12 protein-coding genes and 1 riboswitch are annotated in these 17,689 nt (G+C 71.5%); of the genes, 6 read left to right on the top strand and 6 right to left on the bottom strand.

The window, feature by feature from the left end:
* Window positions 1-345: 345 nt before the first annotated feature.
* Complete coding sequence (locus ACZ7M2_RS10980) at window positions 346-699, top strand: hypothetical protein (protein WP_060901458.1); 354 nt, start codon at window positions 346-348, stop codon at window positions 697-699.
* A 65-nt stretch (window positions 700-764) separates the two neighbouring features.
* Here the strand turns inward: ACZ7M2_RS10980 and ACZ7M2_RS10975 are convergent, their stop codons facing one another.
* Both ACZ7M2_RS10975 and ACZ7M2_RS10970 read right to left on the bottom strand, forming a co-directional pair.
* The gene (locus ACZ7M2_RS10975) at window positions 765-1,739 is read right to left on the bottom strand and encodes a tellurite resistance/C4-dicarboxylate transporter family protein (RefSeq protein ID WP_471594993.1); all 975 of its coding nucleotides are present in this window, start codon (window positions 1,737-1,739) and stop codon (window positions 765-767) included.
* A 95-nt stretch (window positions 1,740-1,834) separates the two neighbouring features.
* Window positions 1,835-3,013 carry a C40 family peptidase gene (locus ACZ7M2_RS10970; RefSeq protein WP_471594992.1) on the bottom strand — a complete coding sequence of 393 codons (1,179 nt, stop codon included), beginning with the start codon at window positions 3,011-3,013 and terminating at the stop codon, window positions 1,835-1,837.
* 7 nt (window positions 3,014-3,020) lie between these two features.
* Window positions 3,021-3,193, bottom strand: a riboswitch (cyclic di-AMP (ydaO/yuaA leader).
* A gap of 327 nt (window positions 3,194-3,520) precedes the next feature.
* Between ACZ7M2_RS10970 and pcrA the strand changes: the two genes are divergently transcribed.
* Window positions 3,521-6,013, top strand: coding sequence for a DNA helicase PcrA (pcrA, locus tag ACZ7M2_RS10965; protein ID WP_471594991.1), 2,493 nt, complete (start codon window positions 3,521-3,523; stop codon window positions 6,011-6,013).
* Window positions 6,014-6,108: 95 nt separating this feature from the next.
* Here pcrA and ACZ7M2_RS10960 read toward each other — a convergent pair whose 3' ends face one another.
* Window positions 6,109-7,776, bottom strand: a complete 1,668-nt coding sequence (locus ACZ7M2_RS10960; protein ID WP_471594990.1) for a M23 family metallopeptidase — start codon at window positions 7,774-7,776, stop codon at window positions 6,109-6,111.
* A gap of 84 nt (window positions 7,777-7,860) precedes the next feature.
* Complete coding sequence (locus tag ACZ7M2_RS10955; protein ID WP_471594989.1) at window positions 7,861-8,733, bottom strand: esterase/lipase family protein; 873 nt, start codon at window positions 8,731-8,733, stop codon at window positions 7,861-7,863.
* Window positions 8,734-9,188: 455 nt separating this feature from the next.
* On the opposite strand from ACZ7M2_RS10955, the gene ACZ7M2_RS10950 reads away from it, so the two are divergent.
* Entirely contained in the window at window positions 9,189-9,605 is a 417-nt protein-coding gene (locus tag ACZ7M2_RS10950) for a cobalamin B12-binding domain-containing protein (protein WP_067366859.1), read from the top strand.
* A 128-nt stretch (window positions 9,606-9,733) separates the two neighbouring features.
* Here ACZ7M2_RS10950 and ACZ7M2_RS10945 read toward each other — a convergent pair whose 3' ends face one another.
* Together ACZ7M2_RS10945 and ACZ7M2_RS10940 are read right to left on the bottom strand one after the other, a co-directional pair.
* Entirely contained in the window at window positions 9,734-11,356 is a 1,623-nt protein-coding gene (locus tag ACZ7M2_RS10945) for a DUF5691 domain-containing protein (protein WP_471594988.1), read from the bottom strand.
* A 105-nt stretch (window positions 11,357-11,461) separates the two neighbouring features.
* A complete protein-coding gene (locus ACZ7M2_RS10940; RefSeq protein ID WP_471594987.1) occupies window positions 11,462-12,817 on the bottom strand; it encodes an SWIM zinc finger family protein in 1,356 nt (451 codons plus the stop codon).
* Window positions 12,818-12,950: 133 nt separating this feature from the next.
* On the opposite strand from ACZ7M2_RS10940, the gene ACZ7M2_RS10935 reads away from it, so the two are divergent.
* The 3 genes from ACZ7M2_RS10935 to ACZ7M2_RS10925 are packed head-to-tail and all read left to right on the top strand — an operon-like array spanning window position 12,951 to window position 17,640.
* Entirely contained in the window at window positions 12,951-14,117 is a 1,167-nt protein-coding gene (locus ACZ7M2_RS10935; RefSeq protein WP_471594986.1) for an ATP-binding protein, read from the top strand.
* Entirely contained in the window at window positions 14,114-16,444 is a 2,331-nt protein-coding gene (locus tag ACZ7M2_RS10930) for a DUF5682 family protein (protein ID WP_471594985.1), read from the top strand. Before ACZ7M2_RS10935 ends, ACZ7M2_RS10930 begins: the two co-directional genes overlap by 4 nt.
* Window positions 16,441-17,640, top strand: coding sequence for a VWA domain-containing protein (locus tag ACZ7M2_RS10925; protein WP_471594984.1), 1,200 nt, complete (start codon window positions 16,441-16,443; stop codon window positions 17,638-17,640). Before ACZ7M2_RS10930 ends, ACZ7M2_RS10925 begins: the two co-directional genes overlap by 4 nt.
* Window positions 17,641-17,689 lie beyond the last annotated feature (49 nt).

Raw genomic sequence — 17,689 nt, 5'->3', positions numbered from 1 at the left:
CGTCCGGCGGCGGCCCACACAGGGGGAGCGGGCCGCCGCCGGACCTTTCTCGGCGGTGGTGTCCGGCTGCCGCCCCTGGCCCGGGCGGCGGTGGGGAGCCGGTCACCTGGTGGAGGACGCTAAACCTGAGAGTGATGTCCCGGTAACGTCATGTACGGAACTGGCGTCACTGGATCGCGGGGCGACCGTATGTGACCGTGATACCGGCCCGGCGCAGTCGACTTCACGCGGTGTGATGACCGATGGGGCGGTTCCGGGACAATCGGTGGTTCCCAGGTGGTAGGGGTCTACAGGGGGTGGGCCGGTGACAAGAGGGTGCAGGGCCGCCGATTAGGCTCCGGCTCCATGGACGTACTCATCCATCTCTTCGTCGGCCTGCACATCATCGGCATCGCCTCGCTCCTCGGTGGTTTCCTCACCCAGATGAAGGCGATGGGCCAGGGCACCGCCCGGTTCGTCCCCGCCATGCTGCACGGCGCGCTGACCATGCTGGTCACGGGCGTCGCCCTGGTCGGCCTCAACCAGGCCGACGACCACTCGGTCAACACCATCAAGATCGGCGTGAAGCTCGCCCTGCTGATCGTGATCCTCGGACTCGTCTATGTGAAGCGGGACGACGAGAAGGTGGACAAGGGCCTGTTCGGGCTTGTAGGGCTGCTCACGACCGCGAACATCTTCATCGCGGTGCTCTGGACCTGACGGCCCCCCGAAGGCCCCCACGGACGGCTACGGCGCTTCCGGACAGCGTTACAGATGCCCGACCGCTACGGCTCCCGCGGACGCCTGACCGCTACGGCCGCCACCGCCAGCCACGCCGCGACCGAGATCCACAGCAGCACCTGCCCGAGCCCCCTGAGCCGGCCGACGCCGATGGCGGCCGCGACCGACAGCGTCGCCACCGCCGTCATCCCCAGCGGGAACACGGTCGCCCAGCGCAGCACGTCGTAGTGCGGTCGGGGCCACAGGGCCTCCGCCACGGCCAGCACGCAGTACGAGCCGAGGACGAGCACGAGCAGCGCCTCGGTCACCCAGCGCAGCACGCCGTTGTCGTCGTTGTTCCACAGATAGATGTTCGCCTGGTACGCGAGGATCAGCTTCGACCCCGCCAGCGCCGAGATGGCGAGCGCGCCGCCCGCGACCCACTGGTCCCCGGCGCCCGTGGCGACCTCGCGGTAGTCGAAGTAGAACAGTGCCGCCGCGTAGAGCACGAGCCCCAGCCAGAACAGCACCAGCGCGGTGTGCGCGAGCCAGTCCGTGTGCGTCGCGGGGGCGAGCGTCGCGCCCAGCACCGCGAGCCCCTGCGTGGCCACACAGCCGAGGAACACCCCTCCGGGCATACGGGGCCGCCATTGCCGTACGACCAGGAGGAGCAGCCCCGGCCAGAGCGCCGCCGACAGGGCGAGCAGGGCCTCGGCCGGCACCTTCCACCCCAGCGTGACCAGCCGCGTGCCGAGCACGGTGGTCGCCGCGACCGCGGTGAGCGCACTCGGTGTACCGGCCTCCGTCAGCCACCGCTCCCGCTCTCGCAGCAGCCGTACGACGAAGGCCGCGGCGAGCCCGAGCCAGCCGACGGCCGCCAGGGCCAGCACGATCCGGGACAGGACCTCGTAGCCGGTCTGCTCCAGCCCGATCGAGATGATGCCGGTGGCCAGGATCGCGGCTCCGGCGCCCGGCGGACTCTGCGCCCACCAGCTGCGCAGGCCGGTCCACCGGGTGCCGGGCGGGGAGATGGCTGACATGGGCCCGATGCTAAGGACCTTCGAGCGGGTTGGCGGCGGGCCACGCGCGCGTGGAGCTCGATGAGCCCCACGCGCGCGTGCCGGGCGTCGAGGCGTTAGGCCGGACGCACCACGCTGTGGATGATCGACTCGCCGCCGTAGAAGATCGACTCCTCGCGGACGTACGCGCCCGGCTTGGGGGCGTGGATCATCATGCCGTTGCCGACGTACAGGCCGACGTGGCTGATGTCGTCGTAGAAGAAGACGAGGTCACCGGGCTTGATGTCGGAGAGCGGGACCGTCGTGCCCACGTTGACCTGGTCCCAGGTGGTACGCGGGAGATCGACGCCGGCGGCCTTCCAGGCGGCCTGCGTGAGGCCGGAGCAGTCGTAGGAGCCGGGCCCGGTCGCGCCCCAGACGTACGGCTTGCCGACCTGGGTGCGGGCGAAGGCGAGGGCCTTGTCGGCCTTGGCGGTGTACGAGGAGTCGCTGGCCGAACTGCCGGAGGTGCCGACGGAGCCAGTGGTCCCGGAGGTGCCGGAACCCGTCTGCTGCTGAGCGGCCGCCTCCTGAGCCTTCTTCTGCGCCGCGGCCTGCTGCTGGGCCAGCTCCGCCGCCTTGCGGTCGGCCGCTTCCTGCTTCTTCTTCTCGATCGCCGCGAGCCGCGCCTTCTCCTCGGCGGTCAGCTTCGACAGCAGGGAGCGGGCCTCGGCGAGCTTGCGCTGGACGTCGGCCTTGGACGTCCTCAGCGCGCTCTGCGTCGTGGTGAGCGTCTGCAGGCTCTTGGAGGCCTCCGCGCGCTTCTTGGTGGTGGCGGCCTGCTCGGTGACGTAGTCGTCGACGGCCGCCTTCTGGCGGGTGGTCAGACGGTTCATCAGCTGGGTCTGGTCGAAGTAGTCCTGCGGATTGTCGGCCAGCAGGAGGCTCGCGGTGTCGGGGGCGGCGGCGCCGGTGCGGTACTGCGCCGCGGCGAACGAACCCAGTTCCTCGCGCGCGGTGTTGAGCTTCTCGGTGCGCTGGGCCACGTCGTCGAGGAGGGAGTCGACGCGCTTGCGCTGCTGGGCGGTCTTCTCCCTGGTCGCGTTGTACTTCTCGGTCGCCGTCTCGGCCTGGTGGTAGAGGTCGTCGACCTTCTTCTCGACCTCTTCGATGCTCGGCTTGGAGTCGGCCGAGGGCGCGGCGTTCGCCGTCTGGGAGAGCAGGGCCACGGAGGTGAGGGCCGCCGTGGCGAGGGCGGGAGTCCGTATGCCCGCTATGCGTGTACCTGTAGGACTCCACTTGCGATGCGACGCCAAGGTGGCGACTCCTTCCGTCATCCGCCTACCGAGTTAGCTGTCGGGTTCGGGCGGGTACGTCCGGAAGGTTTGCCCTACGGTCCGTGCCCCAGTGGACAATTGGACCGATTCACCCCAAGGTCGGTTGGGTCCCCGGCTCCGGCTGCCACGCGGGCGCACCGGACTCGGCGGAGGCCGCACGGCCCGGCGGTGTTCGCCGGTTGGGTCGAGCGGCCTGCCCGGCACGCTAGCCAACTCATAAGTGTTCTGTGAAGTTTGATGTGCGATATGCCCGATACATTTTTGTGACCTTGACTCTGGCAGCCATTGATCGGGACTGGCTGTGGCTGACCGTAATGAAACGATCCTGAACGGTGACGGCGTCCGCGGTGGAAAGGGCGGCGGAAAGAGTGGCGGAAAGCGATCGGGCGCCGTCACGGAAAGCGATCATGCGCGATCGCGGAAAAACCGGTCGGGTTTTCAGGGTGGCCGCGGGTTGTCAGTGGGGCCGCCTAGACTCGGAGAGCGATGAGCAGCCTCTTTGATGACAGCTTTCTGGCGGACCTCCAGCCTTCCGGGGCCCACGAGGAAGAGCCCCCGCCGCCGCCCGAGGACGGAGCGGCGGAGCCGCTTCCGGACGACCTGTTCGGCGGCCGCTTCGACGCGCCCGCGAGCCGGGACGCCTACTACCGCGACGGCGCGCCCCGCCCCGCCGTGGACCCGGCGGCCCTGCTGGACGGGCTGAACGAGAACCAGCGCGCGGCCGTGGTGCACTCCGGCTCCCCGCTGCTCATCGTGGCCGGCGCGGGCTCCGGCAAGACCCGGGTGCTCACCCACCGCATCGCCCATCTGCTGGGCGAGCGCCATGTCCACCCCGGCCAGATCCTCGCGATCACCTTCACGAACAAGGCCGCGGGCGAGATGAAGGAGCGCGTCGAGCAGCTCGTCGGCCCGCGCGCGAACGCGATGTGGGTGATGACCTTCCACAGCGCGTGTGTGCGGATCCTGCGCCGGGAGAGCAAGAAGCTCGGCTTCACCTCCTCGTTCTCGATCTACGACGCCGCCGACAGCAAGCGGCTGATGGCGCTCGTCTGCCGTGATCTGGATCTCGATCCCAAGCGCTTCCCGCCCAAGTCCTTCAGCGCCAAGATCTCGAACCTGAAGAACGAGCTGATCGACGAGGAGGACTTCGCCGCCCAGGCCGCCGACGGCTTCGAGAAGACCCTCGCCCAGGCCTACGCGATGTACCAGTCGCGGCTGCGCGAGGCCAACGCGCTCGACTTCGACGACCTGATCATGACCACGGTCAACCTGCTGCGCGCCTTCCCGGACGTCGCCGAGCACTACCGTCGCCGCTTCCGCCACGTCATGGTCGACGAGTACCAGGACACCAACCACGCGCAGTACGCGCTGGTGCGTGAGCTGGTCGGCACCGGCGCGCAAGACGAGGACACCCCGCACGGCGAGCACGACCTGCTCCCCGCCGAGCTGTGCGTCGTGGGCGACGCCGACCAGTCGATCTACGCCTTCCGCGGCGCGACGATCCGCAACATCCTCCAGTTCGAGGAGGACTACCCGAACGCGACGACGATCCTCCTGGAGCAGAACTACCGCTCCACGCAGACGATCCTCTCCGCCGCCAACGCGGTCATCGAGCGCAACGAGTCCCGCCGGCCCAAGAACCTGTGGACCAACGCGGGCGCGGGCGCGCAGATCACCGGCTATGTCGCGGACACCGAACACGACGAGGCGCAGTTCGTCGCCGAAGAGATAGACCGTCTCACGGACGCGGGCGAGGCGAAGGCCGGAGACGTCGCCGTCTTCTACCGAACGAACGCCCAGTCCCGTGTCTTCGAAGAGATCTTCATCCGCGTCGGCCTGCCCTACAAGGTCGTGGGCGGCGTCCGCTTCTACGAGCGCAAGGAGGTCCGGGACGTCCTGGCCTACCTGCGTGTACTGGCCAACCCGGAGGACTCGGTCCCGCTGCGCCGCATCCTCAACGTGCCCAAGCGCGGCATCGGCGAGCGCGCCGAGGCGATGATCGACGCGCTCTCGCAGCGCGAGAAGATCAGCTTCCCGCAGGCGTTGAAGCGCGTCGACGAGGCGTACGGCATGGCCGCGCGGTCCACGAACGCGGTCAAGCGCTTCAACACGCTGATGGAGGACCTCCGTACGATCGTCGAGTCCGGTGCGGGCCCGGCCACTGTCCTGGAGGCCATCCTCGAACGCACCGGCTACCTCGCCGAGCTGCAGGCCTCGACCGACCCGCAGGACGAGACCCGGATCGAGAACCTCCAGGAACTCGCCGCCGTGGCCCTGGAGTTCGAGCAGGAGTCCGGTGCGGGTGAGAGCGAGACGCCCGTCGGGCTCGCCGCCTTCCTGGAGCGGGTGGCCCTGGTCGCCGACTCCGACCAGATCCCCGACGAGGACGAGGACGGCTCCGGCGTCATCACGCTGATGACCCTCCACACCGCCAAGGGCCTGGAGTTCCCGGTCGTCTTCCTCACCGGCATGGAGGACGGCGTCTTCCCGCACATGCGCGCGCTGGGACAGGTCAAGGAGCTGGAGGAGGAGCGGCGCCTCGCGTACGTCGGCATCACGCGCGCGCGGGAGCGGCTGTACCTCACCCGTTCGTCCATGCGCAGCGCCTGGGGCCAGCCCTCGTACAACCCGCCGTCCCGTTTCCTGGAGGAGATCCCGGAGACGCACCTGGAGTGGAAGCGCACCGGCGCGACCGCTCCCATGCCCTCGGGGCCCGTCTCCGGTGTGGCCGCCTCGCTGTCGTCCTCGCGTTCGCGGTCCGCGGCGTCCGGTGCCTCCGGCTTCGCGACGCGCCGCGGGGTCTCCGAGAAGCCGGTGGTCTCACTCGCGGTCGGCGACCGGGTCACCCACGACCAGTTCGGCCTGGGCACCGTGGTCGGCGTGAAGGGTACGGGTGCGAACGCGGAGGCGACGGTCGACTTCGGCGAGGCGAAGCCGAAGCGGTTGCTGCTGCGGTACGCGCCGGTGGAGAAGCTGTAGTCCTACGGGGTGGCAGCTTGGCGCCCGGCGACGGCGTTCGGTCACGTCGCCGGGGGAGGGGCCGATGGATTACGTCAGGCCCGAGGCCCCGTGGATCACGTCGGGTCCAGGCCGTGGCTGCGCAGCCACGGCAGCGGGTCGATCGCCGAGCCGCCCGCGGGGCGGACCTCGAAGTGCAGGTGCGGACCGGTCGAGTTGCCGGAGTTCCCGGAGAAGGCGATCTGGTCTCCGGCCTTCACGACCGTCCCCGACGGCACCTTGTAGCTGGAGAGGTGGCAGTACCAGGTCTCCGTGCCGTCCATCGCGGTGACGATCGCCATGTTCCCGTACGCGCTGTTCCACTGCGTCCGTACGGTGCCGTCGGTCGCGGCCATCACCGGCGTGCCGTACGACACCGGGAAGTCGATGCCCGTGTGCACGGACATCCAGTTGATGCCGGCCTGGCCGAAGTAGGCGCTGAGGCCCTTCTGCGTGACCGGGAGCACGAATTTCGGCCGCAGCCGCTCCTTGCGAGCCGCCTCCGCCGCCGCCTTCTGCTTCTCGGCGGCCTGCTGAGCCTTGAGGTCGATACGTTCCTGCGTCCGGCTGGCCCGGTCGGCGAAGTCGTCCGCGCCCGCGGAGAGGCTCTGGAGCTGGGTGTCCAGTTTGTTGTTGGCGGCCGACGGCTTCACCGCGGTCCCGTCGGACGCGCTGAGGGTCGTGTTGTCCTTGCTGTCGTTCCCGCCGATGGTGCCCACGGAGGCGGCGGCGATCCCCGCGACCCCCATCACACAGGCCGAGGGCACCGCGACGGTCAGCAAGGCGGAACGCTTCGCCGGGCTGCGTCGCCGGGAACGGGACGCGGACCGGTTCGCGGCACGGGGGGCCGGAATGACCTCTTCCATGTCCTCCAGCAGTGGCGCGTCCTGCGCGTCACCGGCGTCCTCGAACTCGTCCTCCGGGGCGCCGGATTCGTCGTACGACACCTGCTCGAAGGTCGCGGTCGCCTGCTGGTCGAAGGGCCGGTCGTCCACGTCGGACTCGGACACCGGCTGATGCTCGTAGGCCTCGGCGGCGAGCTGCTGCTCGTACGAATCGGCCTGCTGGTGCTGCTCGTACCCGTCGTACGGGTCGTGTTCGCCCGCGGTGTTCCACTGCGTGGCGTCGTACGCGCCCGTCTCCTGGGTGTGCGCGGTCCACTGCTGGGTCTGGCCGGTCTGTTCGGCCTGGCGCCAGGCGGCCGCGTCCCACTGGCCGGTGCCTTCGGGGCCCGGGTGCTGCGCGGGGATGTTGGCGAGCTGCTGGTATCCGCTCGCCCAGGCGGTCGTGTCGTAGGCACCCGTGTCGTACGCGGCCTGGTGCTGCGCGGCGTACGGGTCGTAGTGCGGCATCTGGTGGCTGCCGGTGCCCCACTGCGTGGCGTCGTACGAACCCGTGCCGTCGCCGCCCGACATGTCGCCGAAGAGAGGATCGGCCGCGAAGGTCGAGGTCTCGAAACCCGTGGTCTCGAAGCTTCCGGTCGCGTACGTACCGGCGGTGGCGTAGCCGTCGTACGAGGTGAGGTCGCCGTACTGGGCATCCTGGCCACCGTACGACGCATAGGGCGCCGCGGCGGCATCGGAGGCCGGAGCCGGGGCCGTTACGGTCCCCGACGGGTGACGGTCGTTCACCAACTTCTCTTTCGCCTCGACAACAGGGGCTGGCAGAGCAGTGCGGTGACTGTACCCGGCGGTACGCGGGCGCGACAATCTTCCGCAGGTTTCCTCCACTCGGGAAACGGGCATTCGGCCGTGTTTCGGGGGAGGGCGGGCACGGCTTTGGCCTGGCGTTCGATTGTCGTTCGATGTTGAGGGTGTTCTGTGGGGGTGTCACGCCACTGTCAGGCCCCCGGTTTCGGCGGCGGGCGCGGCGACGGGACGGGCCTGTGTCTCCTCGAAGTCGAGTGCCTGCCGTATCCCGGCGGCGACCGCGGGGTGGACGGGAAGGGCGAGATGTCCGATTCCGCTCACTTGGACGCTCTGCGCGAGCAGGTCCGGGTGATCGATGGAGGCGGTCTCCAGTGGGTCCATCAGATGGTCGAGGTCGCTCCAGAAGCTCACGAACTGCGTACGGCAGTCGGGTGCCGGCTTGCGCAGCTCCTCGATCACCTCGGAACCCGGGCGCATCTGACGGACGATCGGGTGCGCGTTCATCAGCGGAATGACCTTCGTGCCCGCGTGCGGCGTACCGAGCGTGACCAGGGTGCGCACGCGCAGGTCCCCGCCGAGGCGCTGGACGTAGTAGCGGGCTATCAGTCCGCCGAGACTGTGCCCCACTATGTCCACCTGGTCGCGCCCGGTGCGCTCACAGATGTCCTCTATGTGCCGCCCGAGCAGCTCCGCGGCGGCGCGGATGTCGTTCGTCAGCGGCGAGTAGTTGAGCGACTCGATGTGCTGCCTGCCGTGCTGGGCGAGGTTGCGGCGCAACAGCACGAAGACCGAGCGGTTGTCGATGAAGCCGTGCAGCAGCACGACCGGCGGCTTGGTCCCGGTGGGCAGCCGGGGCGCGTCGGGCGGGGGGAGCGCGGAGGTGCCGCGGCGCTCCTGGGTGATGCCGGACGGATAGAGGAGGAGGTGCCCGGCGAGGATGGCGAGCTCCAGGGCCGTCGCCTTCAACAGGGCCACCGAGAGCCCGGTCAGTCGGCTGGGCAGCAGGCGCTGACGGAGAGGGAGAAAGGGCAACTCAGCCCCGGTGACCTTCATGGCCGACCTCCAGTCGGCACGCAGCGGGACCGCTCTGTCCCCCGTGTGCCCTCGTGGAAAGCCGCGGTGGTGGTGCCGGTGGCGATGGCGTGGGCGGTTGCCGACGGTGCGTCCGTGGCGTGTGGTGCGCCGGTGACGCGACGGGATTCCCTGCCGTCGTGCTCCCGCCGGTGCGCCGCACCGCCGTCGCGCCTCCGTGATGCGACGGTGGTGCTGCCACCTGCTGGCGGCTCTCCTTGCGCAGGCTCCGGCCACGGCCCGCGCGTCGCAGATCCCTGCGGCGCGTGTGCCGCAGTGACGCGGAGCGGTGCGCGGCGAATGTGTCCCACCGTGTGATTTCCCCCTCGGTCTTCAGCGGGAAACTGCGGTTTGCACGGATCTGACGATAACGTTCGTTCACTTCCCCTGCCGGTGCGGTGCGGGGCGGTCGATGAAGTCCGTTCATGGAGGCAGTGATGGGTGTGGCAGCCGGTCCGATCCGCGTGGTGGTGGCCAAGCCGGGGCTCGACGGCCACGATCGCGGGGCCAAGGTGATCGCGCGGGCGCTGCGCGACGCCGGTATGGAGGTCATCTACACCGGGCTCCACCAGACCCCGGAGCAGATCGTCGACACCGCGATCCAGGAGGACGCCGACGCGATCGGCCTCTCGATCCTCTCCGGCGCCCACAACACACTGTTCGCCGCGGTCATCGATCTCCTCAAGGAGCGTGACGCGGAGGACATCAAGGTCTTCGGCGGCGGGATCATTCCCGAGGCGGACATCGCGCCGCTCAAGGAGAAGGGCGTCGCCGAGATCTTCACGCCGGGCGCGACGACCGCGTCGATCGTGGAGTGGGTCCGGGCGAACGTACGCCAGCCGGCCGGCGCGTAGCGCCTCTCCGGCGAGGGCGCCTGCTTGCTTTGTGCTGTGAGGTGAGTGCGGGTGAGCGGGGAGCGCGTGGGGTGAGTGCGGGTGAGTGGGGGCTGGTCGCGCAGTTCCCCGCGCCCCTGACGAGGCGCTCATGGCACCGTCAGCTCCGAGGCCATCGCCGCGCGTAGGCGTAGCGTGGTGACGAGGCGCTGGAAGGCCTCCGCCCAGTAGCCACCGGCACCGGGCGCCGCGTTCTCCGGCTCGTCGGCGACCGCCGTGAGTCCCTCCAGCCGCCCCGCCTCCGCCGGATCCAGGCACCGCTCGGCCAGCCCCATCACCCCACTGAAGCTCCATGGATAACTCCCCGCGTCCCGCGCGATATTGAGCGCGTCGACCACCGCCCGTCCCAGGGGCCCCGCCCACGGCACCGCACAGACCCCGAGCAGCTGGAACGCCTCGGACAAACCGTGCGTGGCGATGAACCCCGCCACCCACTCGGCCCGCTCGGCGGAGCCCAGCGTCGCGAGCAGTTTCGACCGCTCCGCCAGCGACACCGCCCCCGGCCCGCCGGCCTCCGGAGCCGACGGCGTCCCGAGGAGAGCCCGGGACCAGCCCGGGTCCCGCTGCCGCACCGCCGCCCGGCACCACGCGGCATGCAGCTCGCTCTGCCAGTCGTCCGTCACCGGAAGCGCCACGATCTCCTCCGGCGTACGTCCGCCGAGCCGTCGCGACCACGTCCCGAGCGGCGCTGCTTCGACCAACTGGCCCAGCCACCACGACCGTTCCCCTCGTCCCGCCGGAGCTTTCGGTACAACACCGTCGCGCTCCATGCTCGCGTCGCACTCGTGCGGCGCCTCGACGACGATCGAGGGTGTGCCCCGCGTCCGGTCGACGGCCACGCATGTGCCGGCCCGCGCCGCCATCCGCGCGGCGAGCGCCGAACCGGGCAGCGCGGACAGCAGTTCCGCCGCCGTGGCCCGGACGTTGCGGCTCCGGTCCGCGAGCGCCCGCTCCAGGAACGGTTCGTCCGCCTCGCACAGTCCGGAGCGCAAGGAGTCGAGGAACATCAGCCGGTCCTCGGCCCGCTCGGTCGCCCAGGTGGTGGCGAGCAGCTCGCGTGCGGCCCCGGGGTCCTGGGCCCGTATCGATGTGAGCAGTGCGACCCGCTCGGCGAAGAGACCCTCCTGCCAGAGCTGTTGCGTACGTTCGGGGTCCTCTGGGCCGGGCAGCGTGGTGCCGCCGCCGGGCAGCGAACGCAGGGCGAAGCGCCAGTCCGGGTTCAGCCGGGCGAGCCACAGGGCGCGCGGCCCGGCGAAGGACAGGGTCGCCGGCCGCAGGTCCGTACGGCCCCGGGCGGCGTCGAGGAGCGCGGGCAGTGCTTCCGGGGGCGGTGCGAAACCCCGCGCGTTCGCCAGCGCGAGCCACTGTGGCAGCAGCTCCATGAGGTCGGGTGCCGCGCCCCGGCGGCCGCCGCCTCCCGTGCCGGGCCGGTCCGCCAGCAGCGTCGCGAGCCGGTGGGCCGCGGCGGGCGGGAGGGTCGGTCGTGGATCGGGCGCCGCGGGCTCGGGACGGGCGGCCGCCCGTGCGGCCCGCACCCCGGCCCGCCGCCGCAGGGTTTCCACCGCGGCCGCGTCCAGCAGGGCCACCGGTGCCTCGCGCCCGGCGGCCCAGGCGGGAGGCGGGCGCCGCTCGGTCCCGAGCAGGGCCATCGTGACGAGCTCCTCCCAGGAACCTCCGACGGGCGCGCCCGCGGAGGCGGAGGTCGTGTTCATGAGCGCCCTTTCCGTGGGGAGGCGGTGCTGATGGCTTGAGCGGTGACAGTGGTGTTGGTGCTGTGGTGCTGTGGGCGGTGTCGGCGGTGCTGGTGGTGCCCGTGGTCAGCACAGGGACACCGGCTCCCCGGCGCCCTCCGGCCAGGCCGTCAGGGGAGTGAAGCCGCGGTGGCCGCACTCTCCGAAGACCGTGACGGGGGCGCCGCCGGAGAGGGCGGCGAGGCGCCACAGTCCGGGTCGGGAGAGAAGGGAAGAGACGATCGGGAGGGCGAAGTCGCCCTCAGCGTCTGCCAGTTGCCAGGTGTCGCCGTCGGGGGTGGGTATCACCCGGGCCAGCGTGACCGGGTGGGAGTCGAGCCAGGGGTCGGCCCGCAGGGCTTCGCCGAAGCGGGCCGCCGCCTGGGGAGCGGTCAGCCCCGGTGGACGTGTCCGCGCGGGGGCGGGCGGCGTGAACCGCTCACCCAGGGCCGCTCGGAGCTGTCCGGCGCCCGGATACGCGGACACCTCCGCCTCGAAGGCCAGCCCCACCGGCAGCGTCAGCTCCGGCGCGCGGCCGGCGGCCCCATAGGAGAGGAGCAGCGCGGTGCGGTCGGTCTCCGCGCCGTAGAGCCAGATCCTGCGGGTCGTGAGCCGGGTGTCCGCCGTGTCGTACTGGGCGAGGACCAGCCAGCGGTCCCGCACCGGTGACCCGTCCGCCGAACCGGGCAGCCCCACCCGCGAGCGAACCGTCGCGGCCAGGTCGTCCGGCAGCCGCTCACGGCGCAGCCAGCCCTGGGCGAGGAGATGGAGCAATGCGCACTCCTCCAGCAGCCGCACCGGCCAACCCGGTCCGGAGGAGGGAATCGCCCCCAACTCCCTGACCCGCGCGGCCAGTCCGGGCGCCTGCGCGTCGACCATGCGGGCCGCCGTCTCCTCCCACATCCCGTACCCCGCCTGCTCGGCCGACGCGAGGCCGCCCCGCAGCAGATCCGCCAACCGCTGCTCCAGCTCCGCCGTCCCCGCGGTGATCCGCTCGGCCCGCCGCCGCGCCCTGCGCAGCGCCGCCCCCGGATCGCCCGGTGACGCCGTCCCAGATCCCCCGCCCGTCGTCCCCTTCTCCCCCGCTCGCTCTCGTCTCCCCTCTATCCACTGCTCCGCCCAGTCCGGCGCCGGCCCCCGCGGCACCGAACCGTCCGCGCCCGCCCAGAGCAGCAGCAGTCCCAGCGCGTGCTTGCACGGGAACTTCCGGCTCGGGCAACTGCACGTATACGCGGGCCCGGTGGAGTCCGCGATGTCGATGACCGTCTGATAAGGCCTGCTGCCGCTTCCCCTGCACAGTCCCCATACCGTCCCCTCGTCAGAACTGCCTGCCTCCGACCACGGCCCGGCCGCGCCGAGCTTGCTGCCGGCCGTACGTGACGCGGCATCAGGCGCCAGTGCCAGCACCTGATCCGCCGTCCAGCGCACCCCCTGCTGAGTCATGTCATCGAAGGTAGGTCCCACCACTGACAATCGACCTTCGCGAGCGTATTTGCGCAGGTCAGGGCGCATTGTCAGTGGCGTGGTGCACGGTGGAACCAGATCCGAACCGGCCGAGCTGGAGGGGGAGCGAGCCATGTCCGTGCCCGTTGCGTCCGTTGAACCGACGATCGTCCGTCCGCCCGTGAGCGAGGGCCTGGGTGAAGGCGTGAGCGAGAGCGCGGGCGAGGCGCTGCGACCACATGCCGAGCACGCCTTCGCCGCCGAACTCGCCGCGCTGGCCGTGCAGGACGACCGGCCCCGGCCCGCCCGCTGGCGGCTGTCGCCATGGGCGGTGGCGACCTACCTGCTGGGCGGCACGCTGCCGGACGGCACGGTGATCACACCGAAGTACGTGGGACCGCGCCGCATCGTCGAGGTCGCCGTCACCACCCTCGCCACCGACCGCGCCCTGCTCCTGCTCGGCGTGCCCGGCACCGCGAAGACGTGGGTGTCCGAGCACCTGGCCGCGGCGGTCAGCGGCGACTCGACCCTGCTGGTGCAGGGCACGGCCGGCACACCGGAGGAGGCGATCCGGTACGGCTGGAACTACGCGCAGCTGCTGGCTCACGGCCCCAGCCGGGACGCCCTCGTGCCGAGCCCGGTCATGCGGGCCATGGCCGAGGGCATGACGGCCCGGGTCGAGGAGCTGACCCGCATCCCGGCAGACGTGCAGGACACGCTGATCACGATCCTGTCGGAAAAGGTCCTGCCGATACCGGAGTTGGGCCAGGAGGTGCAAGCCGTCCGCGGCTTCAACCTGATCGCCACCGCCAACGACCGCGACCGCGGGGTGAACGAGCTGTCCAGCGCCCTGCGTCGCCGCTTCAACACGGTGGTGCTGCCCCTGCCGGAGAGCGCGGACGCCGAGGTCGACATCGTCTCGCGGCGTGTCGACCAGATCGGCCGCTCCCTCGACCTGCCCGCCGTGCCCGAGGGCATGGACGAGATCCGTCGTGTCGTCACCGTCTTCCGCGAGCTGCGCGACGGGGTCACGGCCGACGGGCGGACCAAGCTGAAGTCGCCCAGCGGCACACTGTCCACCGCCGAGGCGATCTCGGTCGTCACGGGCGGTCTGGCCCTCGCCGCCCACTTCGGCGACGGTGTCCTGCGCGCGTCCGACGTGGCGGCCGGCATCCTCGGCGCCGTCGTCCGCGATCCGGCCGCCGACCGGGTCATCTGGCAGGAGTATCTGGAGGCGGTCGTCCGCGAGCGGGACGGCTGGAAGGACTTCTACCGGGCCTGCCGGGAGGTGAGCGCATGACGGCCTTCACGGCGGGGCCGTTGCTGCTGGGAGTGCGGCATCACGGCCCGGGGTCGGCCCGAGCTGTGCGGGCCGCGCTGGAGGCGGCGACGCCCGACGTCGTACTGATCGAGGGACCCCCGGAGGCGGACGCGCTCATCCCGCTCGCCGCCGAGAAGGACATGCGTCCCCCCGTCGCGCTCCTCGCTCATGTCGTGGACGAGCCCGGCCGCTCCGCCTTCTGGCCGCTCGCCGAGTTCTCCCCCGAGTGGGTGGCGATCCGGTGGACCCTGGAGCACGGAGTCCCGGCCCGCTTCAGCGACCTCCCGGCGACCCACACGCTGGCGTGGGGGAACGAAGAGGAGAAGGAGACCGGTGCGGCCGACCGTTCCGTCGACGCGGACGTGCGGATCGACCCCCTCGCCGTACTCGCGGAGACGGCCGGTTACGACGATCCTGAGCGCTGGTGGGAGGACGTGGTCGAGCACCGGGGCGGGGCGGGGATCGGAGGCGACCCGTTCGCGCCGTTCACCGCGCTGGAGGAGGCGATGGCGGCACTGCGGGAGGCCTACGGGGCCGGGGGACACGACCGGGACCTGGTGCGCGAGGCGCATATGCGGCTCCAGATGCGGGCGGCGCAGCGGGAGTTCGGGGACGAGGTGGCCGTGGTGTGCGGGGCCTGGCACGTGCCCGCGCTGCGGCAGAAGAGGACCGTGGCCGCCGATCGGGCGCTGCTCAAGGGGCTCCCCAAGGCCAAGGCCGACATGACGTGGGTGCCATGGACGCACCGGAGGCTGTCGCGGGTCAGCGGGTACGGCGCGGGCATCGACTCGCCGGGTTGGTACGGGCATCTGTTCGCCGCCCCGGACCGTCCCGTCGAGCGCTGGATGACGAAGGTGGCGAGGCTGCTGCGCGACGAGGACCGGATGGTGTCCTCGGCGCACGTCATCGAGGCGGTGCGGCTGGCCGACACCCTCGCCGCGATGCGCGGTCGCCCACTGCCCGGGCTGACCGAGACCACCGACGCCGTACGGGCCGTGATGTGCGAGGGCTCGGATGTGCCACTGGGGCTCGTGCACGACCGGCTCGTGGTCGGCGATGTGCTGGGCGAGGTGCCTCAGTCCGCTCCCGCGGTGCCGTTGCAGCGCGACCTGGCGCGTGCGCAGAAGCGGTTGCGGCTGAAACCCGAGCCGATGGAGCGGGAGTTGGAGCTGGACCTGCGGGGGGAGACCGACGCCGGGCGGAGCAGACTCCTGCACCGGCTGCGGCTGCTCGGTATCGCGTGGGGCGAGCCCACCGCCTCGCGCGGCAGCACCGGCACCTTCCGGGAGACCTGGCGGCTGCGCTGGGAGCCGGAGCTGTCCGTGCGGGTCGCCGAGGCCGGGGTCTGGGGCACGACGGTGCTGTCGGCGGCGACCGGCAAGGCCGAGGCGGACGCCGTCGCCGCGCACGCCCTGGCCGATGTCACGGCACTGGCCGAGCGCTGTCTGCTCGCCGAACTCCCGGACGCGCTGCCCGTGGTGATGCGGGTCCTCGCCGACCGGGCGGCGCTGGACGCGGATGTCGGCCACCTTGCCCAAGCCCTGCCCGCGCTGGTCCGCTCCCTGCGGTACGGCGATGTGCGCGGCACGGACACACACGCCCTCACGGACGTCGCCGTGGGCCTCGCCGAGCGGATCTTCGTCGGGCTCCCACCGGCCTGTGCGGCCCTCGACGCCGAGGCCGCCGAGCACATGCGACGCCATGTGGACGCGGTGCACGGCGCGGTGGGGCTGTTGGGGGAGCCGGGCACAGCGGCCTCCGGCGGCGTACGCGAGCGCTGGCACTCCGTACTGCGGGTGCTGTCCGGGCGCGACACCGTGCCGGGGGTGATCCGCGGGCGGGCGGTACGACTGCTGCTGGACGACGGGGAGTTGGAGCAGGACGAGGCCGCGCGGCTCATGGGTCTCGTGCTGTCGCCGGGTACGGAACCGGGGGACGCGGCCGCGTGGATCGAGGGGTTCGTCGGGGGTGGCTCCGGGGGCGGGATGCTGCTCGTGCACGACGAGCGGCTGCTCGGTCTGGTGGACGCGTGGCTGACCGGGGTGCCGGCGGAGGCGTTCACCGATGTGCTGCCCCTGCTGCGGCGCACGTTCTCGGCGTACGAGGCAGGGGTGCGCAGAACGCTGGGCGAGCTGGTCCGGCGTGGCCCGGGGGCGCGGGGGAGCGCCGAGGCCGCCGCCTCCGGCATCCCCGGGTTCGCGCCCGACCTCGACCTCGGGCGCGCCGACGCGGTCCTGCCGGTGCTGAGCCTGCTGCTGGGGCTGGGCGAGGCCCACGACGACGACTTTGCGGGGGTGGCCCGATGACAGCGGCACCTGTGGAAGCGACCGGATCGAACGGTCCGGCCGGACCCACCGACGCCGCCGGCGAGCGGTTGCGGCGGTGGCGGCTTGTGCTGGGGGGTGAGGAGGCGGACGGCACCGGATGCGTGCTCGCGGGGCGGGACGCGGCGATGGACGGGGCGCTCACCGCGGTGTACGGGAAGGACGGCAAGGGGCGGTCCGGGCGGGACCGTTCGGCGGGGCTGGGGGTGTCGGCGCCGTCGGTCGCGCGCTGGCTCGGGGACATCCGGACGTACTTCCCCTCGTCCGTCGTACAGGTCATGCAGCGGGACGCCATCGACCGGCTCGGGCTGTCCGCCCTCCTGCTGGAGCCCGAGATGCTGGAAGCGGTCGAGGCCGATGTGCACCTGGTCGGCACGCTGCTCTCCCTCAACAAGGCCATGCCGGAGACGACGAAGGAAACGGCGCGGGCGGTCGTGCGCAAGGTCGTCGAGGATCTCGAGAAGCGACTCGCGAGCCGCACGCGGGCGACTCTCACCGGCGCCCTCGACCGCAGCACCCGCATCAGCAGACCCCGTCACCACGACATCGACTGGAACCGCACGATCGCGGCGAACCTGAAGCACTACCTGCCCGAGTACCGCACGATCGTGCCCGAACGGCTGATCGGCTACGGGCGTGCCTCGCAGTCCGTGAAGAAGGAGGTCGTCCTCTGCATCGACCAGTCGGGATCCATGGCGGCGTCCGTCGTCTACGCCTCCGTGTTCGGCGCCGTCCTCGCGTCGATGCGGTCCATCGCCACCCGGCTCGTCGTCTTCGACACGGCCGTCGTCGATCTGACCGACCAGCTCGACGACCCGGTCGACGTCCTCTTCGGCACCCAGCTGGGCGGCGGTACGGACATCAACAGGGCGCTGGCGTACTGCCAGTCGCAGATCACCCGGCCCGCCGACACGGTGGTCGTGCTCATCAGCGACCTCTACGAAGGGGGTATACGCGACGAGATGCTCAAGCGGGTCGCGGCGATGAAGGCGTCGGGGGTGCAGTTCGTGACGCTGCTGGCGTTGTCCGACGAAGGGGCGCCCGCGTACGACCATGAGCACGCGGCGGCGCTCGCGGCGCTGGGCGCACCGGCGTTCGCCTGTACGCCCGACCTGTTTCCCGAGGTGATGGCGGCGGCGATCGAGAAGCGACCGCTCCCGATACCGGACACCGCCTGAGGAGACGTGGGGAGAGGAAGGGGAGAGGGGAAGGGAGGGAAGGGAGGGG

It is taken from the genome of Streptomyces sp. NPDC111507 (assembly GCF_055638955.1).
The sequence above is the reverse complement of the archived record's forward strand: the minus strand, read 5'-3'. Positions and strand labels throughout refer to the sequence as shown.